The organism is Delftia sp. 60 (assembly GCF_002754395.1).
Lineage (GTDB): Bacteria > Pseudomonadota > Gammaproteobacteria > Burkholderiales > Burkholderiaceae_C > Comamonas > Comamonas acidovorans.
Genome location: NZ_PEFD01000001.1, coordinates 1482060 through 1499198 on the forward strand (window position 1 = coordinate 1482060; position 17139 = coordinate 1499198).

General features: G+C 61.9%; 13 protein-coding genes and 1 pseudogene. 13 read left to right on the forward strand and 1 reads right to left on the reverse strand.

Features of this window, described 5'->3' with window-relative positions:
* The first annotated feature begins 20 nt into the window (after positions 1-20).
* The 12 genes from gspD (at position 21) to CLV01_RS06795 (ending at position 12341) form a co-directional block, all read left to right on the forward strand.
* A complete protein-coding gene (gene gspD, locus CLV01_RS06750; protein ID WP_099734697.1) occupies positions 21-2468 on the forward strand; it encodes a type II secretion system secretin GspD in 2448 nt (815 codons plus the stop codon).
* 65 nt (positions 2469-2533) lie between these two features.
* Complete coding sequence (locus CLV01_RS06755; RefSeq protein WP_143290092.1) at positions 2534-2944, forward strand: hypothetical protein; 411 nt, start codon at positions 2534-2536, stop codon at positions 2942-2944.
* Between the two features lie 530 nt (positions 2945-3474).
* A complete protein-coding gene (locus CLV01_RS06760; protein WP_099734695.1) occupies positions 3475-5121 on the forward strand; it encodes a cell surface protein in 1647 nt (548 codons plus the stop codon).
* A 231-nt stretch (positions 5122-5352) separates the two neighbouring features.
* Positions 5353-6138: a peptidylprolyl isomerase gene (locus tag CLV01_RS06765; RefSeq protein WP_257221213.1), complete on the forward strand. Its 786-nt coding sequence runs from the start codon at positions 5353-5355 to the stop codon at positions 6136-6138.
* 144 nt (positions 6139-6282) lie between these two features.
* The gene (locus CLV01_RS06770) at positions 6283-7083 is read left to right on the forward strand and encodes an ABC transporter permease (RefSeq protein WP_074920501.1); all 801 of its coding nucleotides are present in this window, start codon (positions 6283-6285) and stop codon (positions 7081-7083) included.
* Positions 7080-8354, forward strand: a complete 1275-nt coding sequence (locus CLV01_RS06775) for an ABC transporter ATP-binding protein (RefSeq protein ID WP_099734693.1) — start codon at positions 7080-7082, stop codon at positions 8352-8354. Before CLV01_RS06770 ends, CLV01_RS06775 begins: the two co-directional genes overlap by 4 nt.
* Positions 8351-9244 carry a hypothetical protein gene (locus CLV01_RS06780; RefSeq protein WP_143044489.1) on the forward strand — a complete coding sequence of 298 codons (894 nt, stop codon included), beginning with the start codon at positions 8351-8353 and terminating at the stop codon, positions 9242-9244. Before CLV01_RS06775 ends, CLV01_RS06780 begins: the two co-directional genes overlap by 4 nt.
* Before the next feature lie 20 nt (positions 9245-9264).
* Complete coding sequence (locus CLV01_RS06785; protein ID WP_099734692.1) at positions 9265-10140, forward strand: class I SAM-dependent methyltransferase; 876 nt, start codon at positions 9265-9267, stop codon at positions 10138-10140.
* A gap of 144 nt (positions 10141-10284) precedes the next feature.
* Complete coding sequence (locus CLV01_RS29405) at positions 10285-10617, forward strand: hypothetical protein (protein WP_373681036.1); 333 nt, start codon at positions 10285-10287, stop codon at positions 10615-10617.
* A gap of 30 nt (positions 10618-10647) precedes the next feature.
* Complete coding sequence (locus CLV01_RS29410; RefSeq protein WP_256974521.1) at positions 10648-10851, forward strand: hypothetical protein; 204 nt, start codon at positions 10648-10650, stop codon at positions 10849-10851.
* Positions 10852-10854: 3 nt separating this feature from the next.
* Positions 10855-11187 carry a hypothetical protein gene (locus CLV01_RS29415; RefSeq protein ID WP_257221215.1) on the forward strand — a complete coding sequence of 111 codons (333 nt, stop codon included), beginning with the start codon at positions 10855-10857 and terminating at the stop codon, positions 11185-11187.
* 11 nt (positions 11188-11198) lie between these two features.
* Positions 11199-12341 (forward strand): acyltransferase family protein, encoded by a 1143-nt coding sequence (locus tag CLV01_RS06795; RefSeq protein ID WP_099734691.1) that lies wholly within the window; start codon positions 11199-11201, stop codon positions 12339-12341.
* Here CLV01_RS06795 and CLV01_RS29820 read toward each other — a convergent pair.
* Positions 12264-16018 (reverse strand): annotated as a pseudogene (locus tag CLV01_RS29820) (methyltransferase domain-containing protein). The gene CLV01_RS06795 and the pseudogene CLV01_RS29820 overlap by 78 nt on opposite strands.
* A 344-nt stretch (positions 16019-16362) precedes the next feature.
* Here CLV01_RS29820 and CLV01_RS06805 point away from each other — a divergent pair.
* Positions 16363-17136 (forward strand): glycosyltransferase family 2 protein, encoded by a 774-nt coding sequence (locus CLV01_RS06805; protein ID WP_099734689.1) that lies wholly within the window; start codon positions 16363-16365, stop codon positions 17134-17136.
* Positions 17137-17139 lie beyond the last annotated feature (3 nt).

Sequence of the window (17139 nt, forward strand, 5' to 3'; positions counted from 1 at the left end):
ACAGATGGGTTAAGAACACCATGAAATTTCCCAACCGCCCCGTGCGCACCGTGCTGGCGTTGGCTGTCTGCCAACTGCTGCTGGCTTGCGCGCAACCCAATAGAAACAACTTCGTCAGCCACTTCAGTGAAGCAAGCTCTGCGCAGGATTTTTCCTTTGCTGCAGACGAGGCAGATGGCTCCGTGAAAACGGGCAAGAAGAAGAGCGAGTCCGACGAGTCCCAGCCCCGGGTGATCGAAGGCACCGGAAAGCTGCTGGGCAAGGCCCAGGATGCGCCTGCCGTCAAGGGGGACTCCATCAAGCTCAGCTTCGAGGAAGCCCCCCTGGCCCAGGTCGTGCGAACCATACTGGGCGACCTGCTGTCGGTCGACTATGTGCTGCACCCGCCCATCTCCGGCACGGTCACGATGAGCACGCAGAGTGCCGTCTCGGCGGATCAGGCGCTCAATCTTCTCGAAACCGCACTGCAGGCCAACGGCATGGCCATGGTGCGCGATGTGCGGGGCACTTACCACGTGGGCCGCATCGATGCACTCAAGAGCATTGGCGCGAGCGTGCGCCAGGCAAGCGTCGGCACTCAGATGGCTCCCGGCTACGGCACCATCCTCGTGCCGCTCCAGTACATCGGCGCCAATGAAATGGCGGCCATCCTGCGTCCCATGGTTCCCTCCGACGCCATCGTGCGCGTGGACAACGTGCGCAACTTGCTGGTCATGGCGGGCTCGCGCGCCCAGGCCGAAGGCTGGCTCGACATGGTTCGCACTTTCGACATCAACCTGCTTGAAGGCATGTCGGTGGGTGTGTTCCCACTCAAGTATGTCTCGGTGCAGGAGGTGAGCGCGGCCCTGCAGCTGGTCGGCGGTGGGGGCGCCGCCGCAGGTGCCCAGGGTGCCGTGGCTCCGGCAGGTGCCGCCGCCGTGCGCTCTGGTACGGTGCCCGGTACGGCAGCGGCCGGGGCCGCCAGCGCGGTCGCTGGCCTGGGTGAAGGCAACCCGCTATTTGGCGCTTTGCGCATCATGCCCATAGAGCGGCTCAATAGCATCCTCGTCATCACGCCGCGTGCAGCCTATCTGGAGGAGGCTCGCCGCTGGATTGCCAAGCTGGACCAGCCTGGCAGCGGTGGCAGTCAGGCACAACTGAACATCTACCGCGTGCAAAACGGCAATGCCCGGCATCTGGCGGGTGTGCTGTCCGGTATCTTCGGTGGTTCCACGGGCGGCACCGGCACCAACAGCGGCGTCGCGCCGGGTCTGGGCACCTCGACCAACACGGGGTTCGGCAACAGCAGCTTTGGCAACAGTAGCTTCGGCAACAGTAGCTTCGGCAACAGTAGCTTCGGCAACAGCGGGTTCGGCAACAGCGGGTTCGGCAACAGCGGGTTCGGCAACAGCGGCTTTGGCAATAGTGGATTCAACTCGGGCACTGGACTGCGCACGGGCAGCACGGGTTTCGGGCAATCGGGCGTTGGCTCACAAACCGGCATCAACCAGGGCACGGGTTCCACCGTGGCCAACCTGGGCACCGTGCGGGTCATGGCCGATGAGCTCAACAATTCGGTGCTGGTCTGGAGTACTCCCGCTGAATACGAACGCATCGAGGCTGCACTCAAGCGGCTGGATCTGCCCCCCACGCAAGTTTTGATCGAAGCCAGCATCGTTGAGGTTACGCTCAACGATGGCCTGGAGTATGGGCTTCAGTGGGCGTTTAGTGGAGATGTGGGCAACAAGGGGTACTCGGGCTCGGGGCTGATCTCTACTGAATCGAAGCGAACCACAGCTGATATCGCCGCTGCCATTGGGCAAGGTTTCAACTACACGTTGAAGAATTCGGCGGGAACGATCAAGGCAGCACTCAACGCGCTCTCCACCAAGACCAACGTTAAGGTAGTGGCCAGCCCCTCGTTGATGGTGCTGGACAACCACACTGCAGCGATTTCGGTTGGTACACAACAACCTTATCGCTCGGGGGAGATTTCCACGACGACTGTTGGCAGCAGCAATGCTGTCAGTTACCAGTACAAGGATACGGGCGTGAACCTGCAGGTCACGCCCTCGGTCAACGCCGGCAACATCGTCACCATGACCGTCAACCAGATGGTGACCGATGTGGGGGCGAAGGATGAAATCACCCAGCAGGTCACCTTCTTGCAGCGGCAGCTGTCCAGCAGGGTGTCCGTCCGTTCGGGCGAGTCCATCGTCATGGGGGGACTGATCCAGGAGAACACCTCCGATGGACGCAGCGGCATTCCAGTTCTGCATGAGCTTCCAGTGGTAGGGAACCTTTTTGGTGCAACCAACAATTCGATGCGGCGCACCGAACTGCTCGTCATCATCACGCCCCGCGTGGTGCGCACCGATGTGGACATACGCGAGGTCAGCGAAGATTTGCGCGAGCACATGCGCTCGCTGTCGCCGCTGCTCAGAACTCCTGCGCAGCAAAACAGCTCCAACGTCCCGGCCGTGCCATAACGTGCCCAGTGAATCTTGTTGCGCTGGGTCAAACCTGCGAACTTTCCGAAGAAATGCCCGATACCATGAAAATTTCCCCCACCAAGCTCTCCTCCCTGTTGCTCCTGGCCATCTCTGCCGCCGTGGTCGGCTGCGCCCAGATGCCCAGCCGTTCCAACGAAGATGTGATCACCCAGCGCTCCAACGCCTTCTGGGATGCGCGGATGAAGAACAACGTGGCCGAGGCCTACAAGTTCACGCCGCCGTCATACCGTCAGATCAAGGACGTGGAGAGTTTTCGCGTTGACTATGCGGGCATTCCCATGGTCGATAGGCGCGAGGTGGTCTCAGTGGCCTGCGAAGAAGCCCAGGATCGGTGCGTGTTGAAGCAAAAGTTTGAAGTCACTCCTCCCATGATGCGTGGCACCAAGGTGCCTGTATATGCTGATGAGGTGTGGATTCGTGAGGATGGTCAGTGGTGGATTTACAAGAAGTAAGCGCACGCATACTTAATGCAGATCTCGCTTGGCCAGTCAGCCCAGTGCATTTCCAGCTGGCATGGGGTTTTTCCTTATTCGATGGCAAGCAAGGCCTAAGGCACTGCGGCAACTGCCGGTAACCTTAGGCGTTGTCCTATTTATATAGGCATGCCGTGCGCAGATGCCACGACAGAGACGGTTGCCATGCTTGCGTAGCGCCAAGCATGGTAAGTTGACGGCAGTGGGCTTGTGGCTGTAAGGCAACAGTCCGCGGTGCAAAAAAGCCAGACTCTCCAACCGGCCCATGGTCTGCGCTGCAACTTTTCAGTTACTATCAGCGGGCTTTCCATGGAGGTGCGGCGAGGGCGCAGCTTCTACCGTGGTAAACAGGGTCGCTTGCAGCCGTTGTCGTTTTTTTGAAACGCCGGGCAAGAAATTGTGCGCGGTGAATGGTGTCCTGGCAAGGTTCACTATGCTAGGATTCCCGGGCGATCAATCGTGGTGGTAGTTATCAAACTCCCCTTCCTTTTCTTACTGGAGAAACTTGTATGAAGAAAAATGTTCTGGCCCTGAGCATTGCCACCATGATCGGTGGCCTGGGCTTTGCCGGTGCAGCGTCTGCAGCACTGACTGTGAACGAAAGCGGCACGGGCCACATCCTGGTGGTGCCTTACTACACCGCGCAGGCCGGCAACTCCACGGTGTTCCACCTGACCAACACTGATCGTGAACATGGCAAGGCTGTGAAGGTTCGCTTCCGCGGCGCTTCCAACTCCGACGATGTGCTGGACTTCCAAGTGTTCCTGTCGCCTGGCGACGTGTGGACTGCTGCCGTGTCTGCTGACGCCAACGGCCTGGCTCAACTGGTGACTGCCGACAACACCTGCACGGTGCCTGCCATCACCCCCGGTACGGCAGTTCCTTTCATCAAGGATCGCCTGACGCTGTCCTCGTGGACCGATGAGCAGAAGAATGCCCAGACCCGCGAAGGCTATATTGAAATCCTCAATATGGCTGACATCGACTCCGGTAAGACTTATCTGGCTTCCGGCAAGCGCGTGCCTAACGCCGCCAAGGATGCATGGGATACCACCAGCGCAGCTAGCAACTCCGCTCTGTACACTGCCATCAAGCACGTGAACGGCAAGGCTCCTTGCACGGCTGCTGCTCTGGCAGCGCTGGACAGCATCGATCCCAGCAAAAACAACGCCTTTGACTCGACTGGCGCTGGTGCTTATGGCCTGACCACTCCTACGGACGGCTTGGCTGGTTCCTGGTACGTGATCAACGTGCCTGATTCCACCACGTACTCTGGTGCTGCTACCGCGATCAAGGCTTCTGCTGCAATCAACAACCTGTACTCGCCCCAGCTGGCGCAGCCTGCAGCTCTGCCTTCGGCAGATCCGCTGCTGGTTGCTGGTCTGATCGAAGCACAACATTACGATGTGCCTGATCTTTCCACTCCGCTGGAAGGCGCAGTGACTCCCGCCAATGCCGATGCTCAAGCTGTTGCGCTGACAACACAGCTGGCTCGTAGCGTTGTTACCAATCAGTACGTGACCGACAAGACCATTTCGGCCAAGACTGACTGGGTGTTCTCCATGCCTACCCGCCGCTACATGGTTGCTGCCAACTACGCAGCTCCCGTGGGCAAGGCCTACGGCGTGGCCGACAGCGCAGCTCCCGGCGCCCTGGTTGACGTTGCTACCGCTCCTGCTGACGCGCCCTTCAACACGAACGTGAAGGAAACGGACAAGGCTTACCGCGTTTTCAACGTGGGTGTGAAGGACGGCGCTACTTTCGCAGCTACCAACTTCCTGTTCACTAGCAACCCTGCTCTGTCGTCTGTGAACGAAGCTGGTCAGATCTGCGCTACGGCCGATGGTCAGACCTTCTTCGATCGCGAAGAAACCAGCAAGAAGGACGGCGCCGTGTTCTCGCCCGGCACCACCACCAAGCTGGCAGTTTGCGGCGAAGTGAGCGTGGTGAGCTTCGGTGGTTCTTCCGTGCTGGGCGCTGCCCTGTCGCAGAAGAATGCAACGACTCCTTACACCGACGGTTGGGGCACTGTGTCCTTCAACAAGACCGTGCCGGTGCTGGGCTCCGCCTTCCAAAAGGGCACCAACCCTGCTGCCAACGCCAACATGGTCGGCAACTACGGCGTGACTTGGCCTCACGTCTACCTGGCCAAGTAATCTGGCTGCATGAGCCCGGTCTTTCGGGCTCATCTATAAAAGCGGGGGCAACCCCGCTTTTTTTATTGGTTTTTTGGAAAGATGGATATGACAGTGCAGTTTCCCTTGTCCCGACATACCCTGCGCCAGGGCTTCCTCAGCCTAGCGCTTTGCACTCCAGTGTTGGCACTGGCTGCTCAGCCGGCGGCTAGTCAGTCCGCTGTCGTGCTGGCTTCTGGTGCAGGCGTGAGCGTGACGGTGGATGATCTGCAGGCCGATGCGCAGCGCATTCCTCCCGAGGTGCGTGCGGGCCTGCTGGCTCGCCCCCAGAATGTGAGCCAAATCGCCGACAACCTGCTGGTGCGCCGTGTGATGGCGCAAAAGGCCCAGGCGCAGGGCCTGGACAAGTCCGCCAGCGTACAGGCCGCGCTGAATGTGGCGCGTGACAAGATCCTATCCGATGCCTGGTTGGCCAAGATCGATGCGGACAACACGCCTTCGGCCACTGCGGCGGAAGGCCAGGCGCGCAATATCTACAAGGCCCACCCCGAGCGCTTCGCGGTGGAAGAGCAGGTGCATGTACGCCATATCCTGATTGCCGGCACGGAAGATGCAGCGCGTACGCAGGCCGAAAAGCTGGTTGCCGACCTGCGCGGTGGCGCCGACTTTGCGGCGCTGGCCAAGGAGCGTTCTGCCGACAAGGGTTCTGCCGCGCGCGGTGGCGACCTGGGCTTCTTCGGCAAGGACAAGATGGTGCCCGAGTTCGAGCAGGCCGCCTTTGCGCTCAAGAAGAACGAGATCAGTGGCCCTGTGCAGAGCAAGTTCGGCTTCCATGTGCTGCAGTTGCTGGACCGCAAACCTGCAGGCCAGCAAGCCTTCGCCGAAGTGCGTGATGCCCTGGTCAAGGAAGTGATCGAACAGGCCCAGGCTGAAGGCCGTGTGGCTGCAGCCAATGCCATCCGCAAGGAGTTCAAGGTGGACGAGGCCGCTGTGCAGGCGTACTCGCAAAGCCAGGCCGCCCAGCCAAAGGCCCAATAAGAAGGTGCATCTTCTGACAGACGTGGCGGGCCGCTTGGCTTAGACTCTCGCCTGTTTTTTTCGCGGCCTGCCTGTCTGAGGCAGGCCGTTTTGCTGTGGTGTCCGGCGTGGTGTCGGGCCGGTGGCTGCAACCGATGGAGTGGCATGCGGACCTTGTGCGATGAATGGAGCGCCTTGTGGCGCTCGCGCCAGTTGATGTGGGTGTTGACGCGGCGCGAGGTCGCGGCACGCTACCAGGGCACGGCAATGGGCGTGGTGTGGCTGTACCTGCAGCCGCTGTGCACGGTGGCTGCCTACTACCTGGTGTTCGACGTGGTGTTTCGCATGCGGCTGGGCGATGGCGCTCCCACGCGCGCCGTCGGCGCCTTCCTGGTGGTGGGGGCCTTGCCGTGGATGGCCATGTGCGATGCGATATCGCGCGGCATGAACAGCCTGATCGACGCGGGCGGGCTACTGCAAAAGAATGCCTTGCCTACGGTGCTGTTTCCCGTGCGGGCCGTTCTGGCCAGCCAGATCATCTTTGCACCGCTGCTGCTGCTGGTGGCCTTGGCCTATGCGCCGCTGCACGGATTCCAGTGGCCAGTAGCCAGCGTGCTTGCGCTGCTGCTGGCGCAGTTGTGCCTGAGCCTGCTGCTGGGCTATGCGCTGGCCATCCTGGCCGCAGCCCTGCGCGATACGGTGCAGTTGGTGGGTTTCCTGCTGTCCGTGGGCATTTATCTGTCGCCCATCCTGTTTCCGCTGACCTTGTTTCCCGAGCAGTGGCGCTGGCTGCTGTGGCTCAATCCCGTGACGGCGCTGGTGCTGGGTTACCAGTCGGCCTTGCTGCAGGGGATGTGGCCGCAGTGGCAGGTCTGGGTGGCGTTGCTGGCCTGGATGCTGCTGCTGGCCGTGGTGCTTTCGATCCTGGTCAAGCGCAGCCGGGATGAACTGGTGGATTGGCTATGAACGCAGCGATGGAATACAAGGGATCGCAGGACGTGGCATTGCGCGTCGAGGGCGTTGGCAAGGAGTACAAGCTTTACGATTCACCGGGTCGCCGCGCACGTGCGCTGCTGACGGGCAAGGCTCTGCACCGCAGCCACTGGGCACTGCGCGATGTGTCCTTCGCCCTGCACCGCGGCGAATGCCTGGGTGTTATCGGTGACAACGGCGCCGGCAAGAGTACGTTGCTCAAGCTGCTGGCCGGCACGCTTCACCCGTCCACCGGCAGCATTTCGCGCGACGGGCGCGTGACGGCGATCCTGGAGCTGGGAGCGGGCTTCCATCCAGAGTTCAGCGGGCGCGACAACCTGTATTTCGGTGGCAGCCTGATTGGCATTGATGCAGTACAGATGCGCACGCTAGAGGCGGAGATCGTTGCTTTTGCCGAGTTGGGCGAAGCATTGGATCGCCCCGTCAAGACTTACTCGTCGGGTATGACGGTGCGGCTGGCCTTTGCGCTGGTGACGGCTGTGCGGCCCGACGTACTGATCATCGACGAGGCGCTGGCTGTAGGTGATCAGAGCTTCCAGAAGAAGTGTATAGAGCGCATTCTGGATTTCCGGCGCAGCGGTTGCACAATTTTGTTCTGTTCACACAGCCCTTATCACATCCGCCACCTGTGTGATCGTGCGCTGTGGCTGGTCAAGGGGCAGGTGCATGCACTGGGCGAAACCGAGAGCGTGCTGGCCGCCTATGAAGCCGCAAGTCGTGCGGGTGAGGAGCCAGGACAATCTTCCGGGGAACACCCGCAGGCCTTGCCGCAGCAGCAGGCACAGGCGGATGCTGCGCTTTCAAACAAACCGCATGCCAGCGATGCCGCTCATCTGTTGTCGGTGGACATGCCTGGGCTTGATGCTGCACAGGCCTCGGCCGACGGACTGCCGATCCTGCGTGGTCATGACCTGGAGTTGCGCTTCCGAGCCCATGTGCCGAATGAGGCGGCGCCCAGCTTTGGCTTCATGTTGGAGCAGCTCAATGGTGTGGGCATCACCTCAGTGGCCATGCATACGGAGGGCGTGAAGCCTGTGCGGCAGGCCGACGGCAGCTGGGGCATGGACTTGCGCTTTCCCGAGCTGCCGCTGCATACAGGCGACTACGTGGTCAGCGCCTATCTGTTTGATGAGACGGGTCTGATGGTCATGGATGAGTGGCTGCGTTTTCGGTCCCTGCGCTTTATCTCTGACCAGCCGCTGCCGGGTATCGTGCATTTGCCGCACCGCTGGGAGGCGCCTTGAAAGCCATGGTGCGGCGCCTGTGGTGCGAGGGCAGGGACCTTTTGGAACTGGTGCTGATTCCCGGGCTGGCTGCCGTGCTGCCTTGGACATTTTGCTTTCGGATTTTCCGGCGTTTGGCGCGATGGCAATGGCTGTATCGTGAAGCCTGCGAGGCAGACTGGCGGCAGGCCCATGCCAAGGGGTTTGCGCAGGATCGGCTCCATTGGTTATGGGAGCGCAAGCTGGTGCAACTGGTGGACCATGCGGACCATTACTTGCATCGCACGCGTTCCGATGCCTGGATGCGCCGCCACTTGCAGGTCCGTGGCGATTGGATGGAACATGGAAGGCCTTCATTTCTGTTCACGTTCCATTGGGGTGCGGGCATGTGGGGCCTGCGCCATGCGCGGCAAGCGGGTCTGAGCGTGCACGCGCTCTCCGCCCCGGCTGAGAATGCAAGCTTCCATGGCAGATGGGTGCTCATGCGCTACGTGAAGGCGCGATTGCGTTCCGTGGAGCAGGCTCTCGAACAACCCCTGGTGTTTGTGCCAAGGGGATTGCGCCAGGTCAAGGACGCGCTTGCGCGCAATGAACAGATTCTGGCCTTGCTCGATGTGCCCCAGGACGGCTCTGGCAAGGGGCAGGTGTTTGGGCTGCTGGGCGAACAGGTGTTGCTGTCGATGGCCATACCAGAGATGGCAGCGCGCCAGCCGCAGGCTTATGCGGTCTATGCAACTGGGCTAGATGTGGCCACCGGCCAGAGATTTCTGGAAATCGTGTGCTTCGGACCCGGTGCTGGCGCGCAGGATATGACATTGGAAATGCTCGCTCAGCTGGAGGCGCTGATCTGGAAGAGCCCGGCAGCGTGGCATCTCTGGGGACAATGGCCGCGCTTTTGCGCCCGGCAATGATGTTGAACTGAAGGAGGAATATGGCGGATCGATTGAGCTTGTGGGGGCGCCGTTGGCAGGAGCGACTGTTCGGCTTGGCTCCGTGGGATGCAGGCAAGATCACGGATGAGTGGTTTCGCGCACATTTCGACTATGCGGCCGACGTGGTGCATAGCTGGCTGGGGCAGGAGTTGGACATGTCCAAGGCGCGGCTGTTGAACTTCGGCTGCGGCGACGGCATCACAGACTTGGCCTTGGTGCTGCGCCATGGGGCCACCCGTATCCACGGCATTGACATCCGCCAGGAGTACACCAAGTTGCCACGCATCGCTCGCGAGCAACTGGGGATGTCGCGAGTGCCTTCGGCGCTCAGCTTTGAGACTATCGTGCCCAACGAGCCGCTGGCCACGCGGCATGCGGGCTACGACGGGATGCTTACATGGTCTACCTTCGAGCATGTGCAACGCGACAAGGTGCTGCCCATTCTGGCCGATCTGCATGCCTGTCTACGCCCAGGCGGGGTGTTCTTTTTGCAGATCGAGCCGCTCTTCCATTCACCATGGGGATCTCATCTGCGGCGCTACGACGATGTGCCCTGGCACCACTTGCTGGCGTCGGAGGAGGAACTGTGGCGCATCATCGAAAAGCATGAGGGCCCGCTGGACGCCGCCGAGGTGGACTTCGGCTTTGCCGATTTCGGTGTCGATGGCTACAAGCGCTTTGTCTTCAAGGAGTACCAGGCGCTGAACCGGTTTACTGCAGACGAACTGGTCAATATCGCAAGGCAGGCCGGCTTTGAAGTGTTGCGCGAGGAGCGGCGCCAGGTGGACATGCCCATTCCCGAGGCGCTGGCGGGGCGCTATCCCGAGGAGTGGTTGCGCAACAACGAGATTTTGCTGCTGTTGGGCAAGACCTGACGAAGTCATGCAGGGGCCGGCCCCCACGATCTCTTCACCCGTGCGGTCTGCATATTCCAATGGCTTTGATGCACTGTGCATAGCCGCTGCATCTGCAGTCATTTACAGCCATCATTTCCATATCACGGGCACCAGACCGTCATCGTGGCTGCATGCGGACATGTGGGCGGCGTGGCAGTGATGACTTTCTTCACGATCAGCGGCTTTCTTGTCACGCTGAGCTGGCTGCGCGATCCGCGTGCGGCGGCCTTCATGACCAAGCGTCTGTTGCGGGTGTGGCCGGGCATGCTGGTGGCTGTTGTGGTTGGCGTGCTGCTGTTCGGTCCGGCCTTTACTTCATTGCCGCTGAAGGAGTTCTGGCTTCATCCGCAGACCCTGGATCACTGGCGCAATCTGCTGCTGATCAAGGACTACGCCTTCATGCCGGGCGTGTTTGCTTCCAATCCGCTGCCAGGGTTGATGAACGGCCCTTTGTAGACCATCCCCATCGAGCTGATGTGCTGCGTGGTGCTTGCTGCACTGGGCATATTGGGCGTGCTGCAGTCCAGGCTTCTTGCCAGCTTGGCCGCAGCAGGATATCTGGTCTTTTTCCTGACACGGCGCAATGCCGCTTTGGCTGGAACCATGTTTCATTGGTTCGAGTATCCGGCCTATTTCGCCTATGGATCGCTGATCGCGCTATTGCAGCCTGCCTTTGCTGCCCATGGTTGAAACTTGCTGTTGATCCTGGCACCTGCGGCTGCGGTGCTTTTCTTTGGCTTGAAGCTGGAGCACTCTGCCGGCCTGTTGCTGCTGCAGCAGCTCATCTATTTGGGCTCCATGCGTTCTAGGGTGTTTTCCGGGTTGCATCGACTCGGAGATCCTTCTTATGGTGTCTACGTGCTGGGTTGTCTCATCCCGCAGGCCGTTCAGGCACTGTGGCCTCAGCTGCCATTCCACTCCAGTCCGGCGCTTGCATGGATGTTTGCGCTGGCTGCTGGCTATGCCTCCTGGCACTTGGTCGAGTCGCCGATGCTGCGGCTCAAACACTTGTTGTACCGCACCTAGAAGGGAGTGCCATGCGCAGCGTTGAAGAGAGGGGGAACCGCTTTGACATGCTGCGCTTGACGGCGGCGCTTGCAGTGTTTGTTGCGCACGGAGAGTTTCTTTACCGCCTGCGTCTTGCCGAACCCTTTGCCGGCCACAGTCTGGGGTCGCTTGCGGTCTATGTATTCTTCTTCATGAGCGGGTATCTGGTATGCCGGAGTTGGATGCGCGAGCCGGTCTGGCATGCCTTCTGGCTGAGGCGGCTGATGCGGATTTTTCCGGGCCTGATCATGGCCGTGGTTTTCTCGGTTTTCGTCATCGGCTGGGCGATGACCTCGCTTGATTCGCTGCAGTACTGGCAGTCACCGCAAACCTGGAGTCATCTGATCAACAACATGACAGGGCAGGCCACGGTTCAGATACTGCCGGGCGTATTCGAATCCAATCCCTTTGCCTATACGGTCAACGGGTCCCTGTGGACGTTGCGGTATGAGCTGGCGATGTACCTTGTGCTGGCCACCTTGGCATGGCTTGCAAGAGGCAAGCGCTGGATCCATCCCCTCATGGCTGGCGTACTGGCGATCTTGTGGCAGATGGCCAGAGTCAAGGGGTGGGACCAGGGCCTGGATGCCATCCACACCCCGCTGGTCGATATGTTCCGCTGGCGGGACTTCTGCGGATTTGGTGTTCCCTTCTTTCTGGGAAGCACGATGGCTGCCTATGGCATACGCCATCGCACATGGATGGCTGCAGCCGCGCTGGTGCTGGCTGTATGCGCATTGCTCACCGCCAGCACCTGGATGCGCCAGGTGGCAGTATGGGGATTGGTGGCCTGCGCAAGTTTTTATCTTGCCCATGCAGGCCATGTGGCCGCAAGCCACCGTTGGCGCACCGATCTTTCTTATGGCGTCTACATCTACGCCTTCCCCGTCCAGCAGGCCATGACGGCCATTTGCCTGCGTGAGGGCTGGTCATTGAGCATCTGCATGCTGCTGTCGCTTGCCTTGACATTGGGCCTGGCCTTGATGTCATGGTATGGCGTGGAGCGGCCCTGCATCCGGATGGCGCAGCGATGGCTGGCGTTGCCTGGGCGGCACCTAGGCCTGCAGCCAATTCTTGACCCGGCGCTGCCAGTGCGCGGGAATACGCCTGGCCACGCCGCGCAGGATGGGTAGCGAGCGCAGTTTGGCCAGCAGGATCAAGGCCCCCGATCTTGCAGCATGGTCCTGGCGTTGCAGGCGATGTGTGGCCAGGAAAGCCGAATCCAGTGGCTGGAGCAGGGCCTGATCGCGCGGCTGCAGCCCCTGGAGATAGCCGTCGCCATAGAAAGTGGCTCCCGGCTGGGCGGACGCACTCCCTGCTGCGGCGGGTTGCTGCGGTGGCTGCCCTTCAATGAAGTGGCGTTCGCGTATTTGCGCGAAGAAGTCCAGCCATTGGACGGCGTTGGCGTCCCAGGGCATGACCCAGGACCAGTCGCGGCCCGCCAGCCTTTCGGGAAAGGCTCCTATGTCGGGCGCGACGATCGGCAGCCCGGCGGCCAGGCAGGCGCTCAGGGTGTAGCTGTAGGTCTCCGGCCATTGGGCGGGGAACCAGGCCAGGTCGGGCTGCAACCACTGCAGCAGGGCAGGCAGTTCTTCTTCCTTGTAGCCGCCGTGCACGGTCAGGCGTGCGCGCGGCTGGGTCTGCAGGCTGCGGTAGCCATAGCCGAGCAGATGGAATTCCACAGGAGCTCCCCGCTTGGCGGCTTCGATCGCCACGGCTTCCAGTACGTCGGCGCCCTTGATGGCGCTCATGGCTCCCAGTACGACGATCTTGAGCGGGGCCGTGGCGGCCAGCGGGTGTGCCACCGGGGCCGGCAGCTGGGCCGGCAGGTCGGTGTGGGCAACGGCCTGGACGCGGGCACCGGGCACGAAACCGGCGATCCGGCTGGCCGTGTCCTGGCTGGGGGCCAGCACATGGCGCGCGCTGTTCAGCAGCAGCGCATTGCGGTGGCGCCACTGGGCCACGGTGCCGGCGTAGGGGGCTGTATCCGTGGGTTCGCAGCAGCCGCACTCGCCCGCACGGGGCGGCTCGACGTAGCGGTTGTCGATGCCCGTCAGCGAGATGTTCTTGCAGTAGGTATAGAAATCATGGGCCGTGAAGTCATGGGCCGCACCCAGACGGGCGGGAAGGTCCAGGATGGCTTCGCTGTGGCCCAGGAGATGCTGGTAGTGCACGTGCACCACGCCCAGTTGGCGCAGGGCCTGCACCAGCTCCTCCATCTGGTCGTTGATGCGGAAGGCGAGCTCGAATGCTTCCTTCTCCTCGGCACGGCGCAGGACCACGACGCCACCGGCGGCCGGGGACAGCATGAGGAACAGGGCCTTGCCTTGCAGGAACTGCGCCAGTTCGCGCACATGGCGCACTGTGCCGCCCGCCCGGTCGTGGAGCACGGCCAGCACCACAGGCTGGTGTGCGGCTTGTGCCTGCAGGCGTGCCACGTCCAGCGCAAGGCGCGCGGTGCGCGCAGGGTCGGCCTGGACGAAGGCCATGACATCGGCTTCGTAGCGCGGATGCAGGCGGCGCAGGGTTTCCATGGCGGCACGTTCACGCGGGCTCTTGCTTTCTCCGAAGCTCACGCCGCCTGTGTGCAGCACAAAGGTGTCCAGCAGATGCAGGTTGCGCCAGCCAGCGGCTGCGGCACGCTGGCAGAAGTCGTTTTCCTCGCCATAGCCCTTGCCGAAGTGCTCGGTGTCGAACAGGCCGACGGCGTTCAGGCTGTCGCGGCGGATGTACATGCAAAAGCCCACGCCGGTCGGCACGTCCACCACCTGGCCGGGATTGGTGCGCGCGCACAGTGCGTCGATGGCGGCCGTATCCATGCCGGGCGGCAGGTCGTTGCCCTCGCAAAAGCGCGGGTAGCTGCAGATGGTGGCGTTGTTGGAAAACGGCGTGACGGAGGCGATGCGTGCATCGCCGTAGGCGGCCTGGCGGATGCGGTCCAGCCAGTCATTGGCAACCACGGTGTCGCTGTTGAGCAGCAGCACGTCATGGGCGGTGTTCAGCGCCATGCCCCGGTTGACGGTGCCGACGAAGCCGAGGTTCTCCTCGTTCTCCAGCAGGGTGATGCGTTTGTCCTGCGCCGCGCGTTCACGCAGCCATTGTGTGACGCCTGGCTCCGGGCTGGCGTCATTGATGACGATCAGCTGCCATGGCGTTCGGCACTGACTGGCCAGCACGGATTCGATGCAGCCGCGCGTGTCATCCAGTCCTCGGTAGACGGGAACAATCACATCTACGGGGAGGTCGGGAATCGTCTGTGGTACGGGTGTACGGACAGCCGCCGCTACCGGTTTGCGGCCCAAAAGTCGATCAAGGCGCATCTTTGCGTGGACGAGCGGGCGCGTTGCCCGGAATATGTTGGAGTTTTCGATACTGTGTAGATGCTGCACAAGCTGCGCAAAGTCACGCTGTACCCGACTGGCTTCCTGCTGCCAGCGTGCGCGCTCTTGGCTTTGTACTTGGTGGCTTTCGTCGAGCAGGGCGTTGCGGTGCTTGAGCTGACCTATGGTTTGGTCGCGGTGCTGGATATCTTTCTCCAACTCGGAGCGTTGATGGTTCCATCGGTCCTGTGCGGCGGCTGCCTGCTCAAGCTGGCTCTGCAATGGCCGAACCACCTGCGAGAGTGCCAGATAGTCTGCGGACATGGGCCAGCCCAGTTCTATCTCAAGCGAGGCTCCTGGATGCGTTTCAAGGATAGAAGAGGGAATGGGCAGCTCGAACCAGGGATCATCACCGGTCAGCAGCAGCATTAACGAGAAGGCTGCGGGAGGGCAGGGCGCATTCCATGCGATCTGTTGATGGGGCGCTGCCCCAGTAGTGCTGATTCAGTATCCTTCGGCATCCATTGCCAAGCTGTGCCATTGTGGGTATCCACCAGCGAAATCCGGTGCAAATGCACAAAGCCAGGACGATCAGCAGGGTCCAGCCGAAGATGACTTACAGCCGCCCCGTCGGGTGGCAGCTGGAAACGCAGGGTCTGGCGGGCTTGGCCGATGCTTCCTGTGGTCGATAGCTTGTCGTGTTCCTCATACCGTCCATTGCGGGCGATATAGAGCTGGGCCGTGAACAGCGCATGCCCTTGGGGGTAGTTCAGCGGCGGCTCGATGGGCAGCGCCTGGGCGGCGGGCGCTGCACTGGCGATGAACTGGTAGGCCAGTGCATCGGGCGTGGCCAGCAGGTGGCGGGCAACGGCAGGGGGCAGGCTGTCGTAGGCGACGCGGAATTCGGATTCGGGTAGCGCCCGCTCGATGGTGTCGATGTCGTCCACCTGCCAGCCTTGCTCGGCCAGAAAGCGCGACAGCGAGCGCCGCGTGAAAAAGCGCAGGTGAGTGCGGTCCAGCAGGCCTTCTTCGCGGTAACGGAATTCGCCATGCAGCAGTTCTGCCACCAGGCCGCTGTAGCCTGCATTGGGCACGGAGATCAGCAGACGGCCTTCGGGTGTCAGCCGCTTGCGGCAGGCAGCCAGGATGCGCTCGGGCTGGCGCAGGTGCTCGAGCACGTCGGCGCAGACGATGTAGTCATAGCGCGCGTCGCCGAAGAGCTGGTCCAGGTCGCAGTCCTCCAGGTCGGCCACATGGACATGGCGGTAGAAGGGCGCGGCATGGCGAGCCTCTTCCTGGCTCAGGGTGACGCCGTCGCAGACGCATTGCTTGTGCTCGGCGAGGAAGGCGCCCAGCGCGCCGCTGCCGCAGCCCAGATCCAGTATGTGCGCCTGGGCCCGGACATGGCCGGCCAGCACGGACAGCGACGTGCGCTCGTTCAGATCGACGGTGCGCAGGTAGACGTGGGGATCGGGAATGGGTGTGGTCATAGGAAATGAGGTGCCAGGCGCGGTCCGGGCAGGGATCGATCGCCCGTCATATTCATCTGCGCCAGTCGACCGTGGCCGGTCCGCAGAGAGCGGCGGAGCACGCCCAGGCCAGGCGCAAAAAATCCCGGAAGTCCGGGCGGCAGATTGTCGCGCATCATAATCCCGGCCACCGCAGTGATTGCTTGGCATGGCGGGTTAATGACATTTTGTGCGGCTGTTGCATTTCCTTGCATCACGGCATACCCGCTGACGCCTTCCGGGCGCCTTCCGCTGAATACTCGGAGCCGCCGTTTTTTCGGCGCAGGTATGCGGGTTGGAATTTGAAGATCTGAAGGGCGGCATTGATGGGTTCATCGTTGGTCGTGTCGGTGGTGAGCCACGGACATGGCGCTCATATACAGAGGCTGCTTGAATGCCTGGGTTCGGCGCGCCTTGCGCCGATGTCCCGCGTGGTGCTGACGCTCAATATTCCCGAACCGGAGCCCCTGGCTCCAGCGACCGGCTGGCCTTTTGTCCTGGAGATACGGCGCAATGCGCAACCCCTGGGTTTTGGCTGCAACCACAACCGGGCGCTGGCGAATGCCCGGGAGGCGTTTGTCTGCGTGGTCAATCCTGACGTGTACTGGGGAGCGCAGGAAGAGCCGCTGCAAGAGCTTCTGGCGCTGGCGGCCCGGCCGGGGTTGGCCCTGGCCTATCCCCCGCAGATCGGCGAAGACGGCACGCTGCAGGATTTCGAGCGGGAGCTGCCATCTTTCTGGAATTTGCTGCGACGCAAGCTGCACGGGCGTGTGGAGCAGCGTGTGGAATGGGTCAATGCGGCCTGCCTGGTGCTGGGCCGGGATAGCTGGATGCGGCTGCGTGGGTTTGACGAAGGTTTCTATATGTATTGTGAGGATGTGGATCTGTGCCTTCGCCTGCGGGTGCTGGGCGGAGAGCTTCGGCGCGGTGAGTTGCCTGTCGTCCATGCGGGTCAGAGGGCGAGCCGGCGCAGCCTGCGCCATGGCGCATGGCACGTGGCCAGCCTGCTGCGGCTGTGGAGCCGTCCGGCCTACCGCAAGGCCCGAGACCTGCCGCAAGCAGCGCCCTCGCTGCGCAGCCTGCACGGGGAGCCATCGTGATCT